This is a genomic window from Bacillus sp. JJ1127 (assembly GCF_036965845.1).
Taxonomy (GTDB): domain Bacteria; phylum Bacillota; class Bacilli; order Bacillales; family Bacillaceae_G; genus Bacillus_A.
Genome location: NZ_JBALQK010000271.1, coordinates 2672 through 9624, shown reverse-complemented (window position 1 = coordinate 9624; position 6953 = coordinate 2672). Strand labels below are relative to the sequence as shown.

Here is a 6953-nt window from a genome sequence, read left to right as displayed (position 1 = left end):
CAATAGATCCTATTAATATAGAAAGAATATATAACATCGGTTTATTTACTAACATAATGACAAACAACCCACCATGAGGAGCTGGTAATGTAATTCCAAATAACATCGATAACGCACCAGCAAGACCCGATCCAACAACACAACTTACAATCACACGGATTGGATCCGCTGCTGCAAATGGTATTGCTCCTTCTGTAATAAATGATGCTCCCATAATATAGTTTGTCAAACCCGACTTACGCTCTGCTTCTGTGAATTTCGTTTTAAAGAATGTAGTTGCAAATGCAAGCGCAAGCGGCGGTACCATTCCACCCGCCATAACAGCTGAATGCACACCAAAGTTTCCAGCCTCAATTGCGGCAATACCAAATGTAAATGCTGCTTTATTAATCGGACCACCCATGTCAACAGCCATCATGCCACCTAAAATAAGTCCTAACAATATCGCATTTGTACCGCCTAAACCATTTAACCAACCCGTTAATGCTTCGTTTAAAGCAACTACAGGTGGATTCACAATTTTTAACATGAGTATACCTGTAATTAATAATCCAAATACCGGATATAATAAAACAGGTTTAATTCCCTCTAACTGTACTGGTAAATTTGCAAATAGTTTCTTTAAACCAAGAACAACATATCCTGCTAAGAAACCAGCAATTAATCCACCTAAAAAGCCTGCATTTGCTTGCGCTGCTAAAAAACCACCGATAATACCTGGCATAAATCCTGGGCGATCTGCGATAGAACTAGCAATAAATCCTGCTAGTATTGGAACAAGGAATGCAAACGCTCCTGTTTTTCCTCCACCAATGCTCATCAAAACTTCCGCAATTGGTCCTTCCGCTTTAATTCCACCAAAGAAAAACGCAAGCGCAATTAAAATCCCACCTCCAACTACGAACGGTAACATATTACTTACACCATTCATTAAATGCTTGTATATACCAAATCCTTTTTCTTTTTCAGTCACCTCTGCCATTCCACTTTCTTTTATCCCTTTAAAAACCGGAGCATCTTGACTTACAGCACGCTGAATGAGCTGTTCTGATTTTCGAATACCATCTGCAACTGGCACTTGAATGACATGCTTTCCAGCAAAACGATTCATCTCTACTTGTTTATCCGCCGCAACAATAACTGCTGTTGCACGCTCAATATCCTCTTTTGTTAATCCATTTTTCACACCAGTTGACCCATTTGTTTCTACCTTAATCGCAACTCCTAATTCTGCTGCTTTTGCTTTTAAGCTATCTGCAGCCATATATGTGTGAGCGATACCAGTCGGACACGCTGTGACAGCTAACACGTATGGTTCATTTCCCTCAGGCTTTACTGTCTCATTTTGCACTTCTTGTTCATTCTCTTTTTCATCAAACAAACGAAGGATTGCTTCTTTACTTGTAGCTTCTAAAAGTTGTTTCCGAAACTTCTCATCCATTAGTAACGTAGATAAACGGGATAAAGTTTCTAAGTGCATATGATTTGCCCCTTCACTAGCAGCAATCATAAAGAATAAATGCGCAGGTTGTCCATCAAGTGATTCATAATTGATACCGCTTACACTTCGACCAAAACAAATAGCAGGTTGTTTGACCGCTTTTGTTTTGGCATGTGGGATAGCAATCCCTTCCCCAATTCCAGTTGTACTTTGCATTTCACGCTGTAAAATAGCATCTTTAAATTCTGATCTACTATTTAACCTTCCTGCCTTCTCTAATTTCTCCACTAATTCATCGATGACAGCTTCTTTAACTGAAGCTGTCAAATCCATGATGATTGTATCCCTTTTTAAAATCTCTGTAATTTTCATATGCTGTTCCCCCTACCGCTTTGTAATGATTACTTGGGATAATAATTCTTCCACTTTATCTTTTGTACACAAATCTGCAGAAAATGCTGTTGCACTCCCTGTTGCAACACCGTAACGAAATGCTTCTATCACATCTTTTGTTTTTTCATACATCCCTACAAATCCTGCAACAAGAGAATCTCCTGCTCCAACAGAATTAATGACTTTTCCCTTTGGAACAGTCGCTTCATATACTCCCTCACTTGTGAATAATAAAGCACCATCACCTGCCATAGAAACAATTACATTCTGTACACCTTGCTCAATTAATTTTTTGCCATATGGAAGAATTTCTTCCACTGTTGAAAGCTTTTCTCCGAATAGTTCTCCAAGTTCATGATGATTTGGTTTTATTAAGAACGGTTTATTTTTAATTACATGTTCTAGGGCACTACCACTCGCGTCAACAACTACTTGAATACGATGCTCTACTCCATAAGCAGCTATTGTCTCATAGAATGTTTTCGGAACAGAAGAAGGTATACTACCAGCTAATACAACACAATCTCCGGCCTGCATACTCTCAATTTTCTTCATTAGCTGGTCAAACTGTTCATCGGTAATAATCGGACCTTGTCCATTTAATTCTGTTTCTTCCTGTCCTTTTATTTTCACGTTAATTCGTGAATCCCCATCTACTTGAACGAAATCAGTTGTAACACTTTCCCTTTGCAAAGCTTCCTTAATAAATTGTCCTGTAAACCCTCCCGTAAAACCAAGAGCTGTATTCTGAACACCAAGGCGATGAAGCACGCGAGAAACATTAATCCCTTTCCCTCCAGGGAATTTCATATCTTTCTCCGCCCGATTCACTGTCCCTAACGTGAAAGGATTCACTCGGATAACATAATCAATAGATGGATTTAAAGTAACTGTATAAATCATTGTTTATCAACCTCAATTACATTTGTTTTTCTTTTATATTCTTCTAACTCTTCTTCTAATACATTTGTAATAATCCTTGCCTCTTCGATATTCGCGATTTTCGCAAATGCAACTTCTGAAAATTTACTTTCATCTATTAAAAAGTAACCTTCATTTGCTAATGTTAATGCCATTTTTTTCAGCAATGCTTCCTCCGGATCCGGCGTTGTATATCCAAGTTGTTCATGTACACCATTTGCTCCTAAGAAACACTTATCAAAACGATATTTCTGTATACTTTCCTGTGCCATGGCACCAATTAAAGCTTTCGTTCGGCTCTTCATCATTCCACCAAGCAAATAAGCCCGAATATTATTTTCAACTAATGCTTCAATATGCATAAGTCCATTTGTAACAACTGTAACGTCTTTATTTGTTAAATACGGAATCATTTCAAACGTTGTACTCCCCGCATCTAAATAAATACAATCTCCTTGCTCAACAAATGATGCAGCATAACTTGCAATTTGTTGCTTTATTTGAATGTTTTTGGATGATTTTTCAACCATTGTCGGCTCTTGACCTTTTCCGGTTAATATCGCAGCTCCACCATGCACTCTTTTTAATAGACGCTGCTTTTCTAGTTGTGCTAAATCACGACGAATTGTTGATTCTGAACTCTGCGTTCTTTCAACTAATTGTTGTAATTTCACAACTTTGCATTCCTTTACAAGCTTTAAAATAAGCTGATGACGTTCAGGCGTTAACATATTATTCACCTCTTCTTTGATTACAGTATAATAAAAACGAATTCAAAAATCAACCAAAAACATTCAAAATTAATCACAAACAATCAAAATCGATTAAAAATAATCAAAACAGCCTTCTTGAGGCATATCAAGAAGGCTGTTTTACATTATCTTATCCTTTATAGTGACGCTCTATAAATTGCTACCACGTCTTCTTTATTTAACTTTTTGAAATGACCGAATTCACCATAAACCATCGCTTTATCTGCCATTAAATCGACTTCAGCTTCTCCAATTCCATAATCAGCTAATCGAGTCGGCGCTTCAATAGACGTCCAAAATTGACGTAAAGCTTCAATCCCTTCTAAGGCAATTTCCTTATCTGTTTTCCCTTCCTCTTCTACATGAAAGACACGCACCGCAAACTGTTTAAAACGCTCAACATTTTCATCTAGAACATGTTTCATCCAATTTGGGAATAAAATTGCTAAACCTCCGCCATGTGGTATGTCATGCACGGCCGAAACAGCATGCTCAATATTGTGCGTTGCCCAATCTCCTCGTACACCCATTGCTAAAATACCGTTTAACGCCATCGTTCCACAATATAAAATCGTTTCTCGATACTCATAATTTTCCAAATCATTTAGAAGTTTGGGAGCCGTTTCAATGACCGTTTTTAAAATAGACTCGCAATAACGATCTTGTAATTCTGTATTTGTACCTTGATGAAAATATTGTTCCAATACATGCGACATAATATCAACCATGCCATAAATTGTTTGATTCCTTGGTACAGAAGTTGTATGGACTGGATCTAAAATAGAAAATTGCGGGAATGTAACAGGGCTTCCCCATCCATACTTTTCATTTGTCTCCCAATTCGTAATCACGGATCCCGCATTCATTTCAGAACCTGTCGCCGCAAGAGTCAGTACTGTACCAAACGGTAAAGCTTCACTAGCGAACGCTTTCTTTGTCACAATATCCCATACATCTCCGTCATATTTACTCCCCGCAGCAATTGCCTTTGTACAATCAATTACACTTCCCCCACCAACCGCTAAAATAAATTCAATTCTATTTTCTTTACACATTTTAATTCCTTTATTTACAGTTGACAAACGAGGATTCGGCTCCACACCTGTTAATTCAAACATTTCTGCATCCATTTCTTTTAGAATAGAAATTACATTCTCATATATACCATTTCGTTTAATACTTCCTCCTCCGTATACGAGAAGAACCTTTTTACCAAACTGTGGAATTTCATTTTTTAACTGCTCTAATTGTCCTTTTCCAAAAATAAGCTTTGTCGGATTACGAAATACAAAATTTTGCATTCTCTCAACCACCCTTCTTTATTAAAAGCAACTATATTTTTGTATACCATACTTTTCTCATTTCTCCAAAATATTTGCTCCAATAAAAAATCTCAGCCAAAGAGGCTGAGATTTTTTATTGGTAATAAGGTGAGATCATTAAGTAAACAATAACACCAGAAAGACTTACGTATAACCAAATTGGCATCGTCCATCGCACAATTTTACGATGACGTGTTAATTGATTTGTAAATCCAAATACAAGTGAGAACAGCGCAAGCGGTACAATGATTGCCGCAAGAAAAATATGCGTAATTAAAATAAAGAAGTACACATATTTAATAATTCCTTCTCCACCGAAATGCGTTGCTGGCGCTAAGTAATGATACGTTAAATATGAAACACAAAATAACAATGTTGTTGTAAATGCTGCAAGAATAAAACCGCGGTGCATTTTCACATTTTTTTTAATAATAGAGAACAAAGCTGCCACTAAAAATACAAATGTAAAGCTATTAAAAATTGCATTTAACAACGGCAAAATTGTTACATCAAAATGTACTTCTCCTTTGTAACCAACAGGTCCAAAAAACAAAAATAAAATAATCGCATTGACAATTACAGAAAGCGTTATCACAATAGGAGCATAGCTTTTCTGATTTGTTGAATGATCCACCAAATTGTTCACTCCTTCTTCTTCCACATATGTATAATTAACCTCACTATTTTAACATATTATTCACAGTGAAAATGTGACAATAGTTTGACACAGTAAGGTCAAGCAAAGAAAAAATCCTCCTTAACTATACTTCTTAAGAAGGATTTTATCGCTTTATTATTGAAATAGCAACGCGATTAGTTTTTGTTAAAAAACAGATCGCTATATGCTTGAAAAATTTCAGACACTTGATATCCCATTAATGAAATTGCTGTTAATGAAAAGAAACCAATCATAAAAAATCGAATCCACATATAAATCTCCTCCTTGTATTTAGCTTATAATACATGTGCTATATAACAAGTTGGATAACAATCTTCTTCCTCGCCTTCTTTTTTCTTTACAATCGCTGTTATAAAACGAATCATAAAGAATGTAACAAACGGAAGTTCTTCGTAATTTATATTGGCATAGCTTAGTAACGGCTCCCGTTGTAAATCAGATGGGGATGAGAAAGAATAGAACATACCTTGCTCTTCTATATATACAATGACAACTTTCATACAAAATAATATCCCGAGAAACGAAACAATATCTTGCCAATCTGTCGTATATAAAAAATTATAAAGATCTAATACGTACTCTTCCATCATCATCCCCCCTTTCTTTTTTACCATTTTCCTCGCCTTTGTATAAAAAGTCAAGAAAAATGTTTTATATACACTGTGTAAATAGTGATTATATGATTTCCACTTGTACATCTTGCTCCTGTAATACTTGAACGATTAACTCCAGTACCATATTTTGCATTAAATGGTACATTTTTTTCTGAGGCGTATTTTTCTCTACGGTATACTCAATACGCTGTAAAACATAACCTTTCACAAGTAAAATCCCTTTTTCAACCGTTACCGGATTCTGTTTTGCATTTATAGCTTCTGATAGTAAGATTTTACTTTCTGTCAAAATAATCTCCTGTGAAACCCTTTTAATTCTTGTGACTTTTTCCTTAAACATTACTATTTCTTGCAAACTAATCTCAGTTTTGTATTTTCCTATTTCTATTGGTAATTTCGTCGTTATATAATCACTGGATTTGTTATCTTTTCTCTGTTTTGATATCAAATTGTGCATAGGAACCCACAAAGACTGTTCCATACTATCATTTTCAATATACCTAACGTCTTCCTGACTAGGACCCTCTAGAAGTACCCTCTTTTCAAAAAGCTTTGAAGAAACTAAACAACAATAGGGCTCTTCATAATAATGATGTACTGTAGCTAACAACTTTGTATCTAACTCATAAAACACTTTATTCGTTTCGCTATGAAATACAAATACCTCTTCATCTTTATTACTTACTATAGGCGGGTTTGAAAAACTAGACACTTCAGCAACAGTAGAAAATGGAGTTTTCACTACCATAGAATGTACTATACTTCCTATTTTTAATTCAGTATGTGAATTCTCCTCTTTCCTCAACTCTTGGAATTCATTCTCCTCTTTCT

7 protein-coding genes are annotated in these 6953 nt (G+C 35.7%); all 7 read right to left on the bottom strand.

The window, feature by feature from the left end; translation table 11 throughout:
- Positions 1–1813 (bottom strand): PTS fructose transporter subunit IIABC (locus V7183_RS22100; protein WP_335360846.1); only part of this gene is annotated, 1813 nt, incomplete at its 3' end.
- Positions 1814–1825: 12 nt separating this feature from the next.
- Positions 1826–2737 carry a 1-phosphofructokinase gene (pfkB, locus tag V7183_RS22095; RefSeq protein ID WP_098197997.1) on the bottom strand — a complete coding sequence of 304 codons (912 nt, stop codon included), beginning with the start codon at positions 2735–2737 and terminating at the stop codon, positions 1826–1828.
- On the bottom strand, positions 2734–3486 hold the full coding sequence (locus tag V7183_RS22090) for a DeoR/GlpR family DNA-binding transcription regulator (RefSeq protein WP_097898791.1): 753 nt from the start codon (positions 3484–3486) through the stop codon (positions 2734–2736). Before V7183_RS22090 ends, pfkB begins: the two co-directional genes overlap by 4 nt.
- A gap of 158 nt (positions 3487–3644) precedes the next feature.
- On the bottom strand, positions 3645–4808 hold the full coding sequence (locus V7183_RS22085) for an iron-containing alcohol dehydrogenase (protein ID WP_097898792.1): 1164 nt from the start codon (positions 4806–4808) through the stop codon (positions 3645–3647).
- A 115-nt stretch (positions 4809–4923) separates the two neighbouring features.
- Complete coding sequence (locus tag V7183_RS22080; RefSeq protein WP_097898793.1) at positions 4924–5466, bottom strand: DUF420 domain-containing protein; 543 nt, start codon at positions 5464–5466, stop codon at positions 4924–4926.
- A gap of 317 nt (positions 5467–5783) precedes the next feature.
- Entirely contained in the window at positions 5784–6122 is a 339-nt protein-coding gene (locus V7183_RS22075) for a hypothetical protein (RefSeq protein ID WP_141523114.1), read from the bottom strand.
- Between the two features lie 61 nt (positions 6123–6183).
- Positions 6184–6953 (bottom strand): BC_2427 family protein (locus V7183_RS22070; protein ID WP_335360845.1); only part of this gene is annotated, 770 nt, incomplete at its 5' end.

Bases quoted from the DNA above. Each gene is read 5' to 3' on its own strand.
- pfkB (WP_098197997.1), bottom strand. From the start codon at position 2,737: ATGATTTATACAGTTACTTTAAATCCATCTATTGATTATGTTATCCGA.
- V7183_RS22085 (WP_097898792.1), bottom strand. From the start codon at position 4,808: ATGCAAAATTTTGTATTTCGTAATCCGACAAAGCTTATTTTTGGAAAA.
- V7183_RS22075 (WP_141523114.1), bottom strand. From the start codon at position 6,122: ATGGTAAAAAAGAAAGGGGGGATGATGATGGAAGAGTACGTATTAGAT.
- V7183_RS22090 (WP_097898791.1), bottom strand. From the start codon at position 3,486: ATGTTAACGCCTGAACGTCATCAGCTTATTTTAAAGCTTGTAAAGGAA.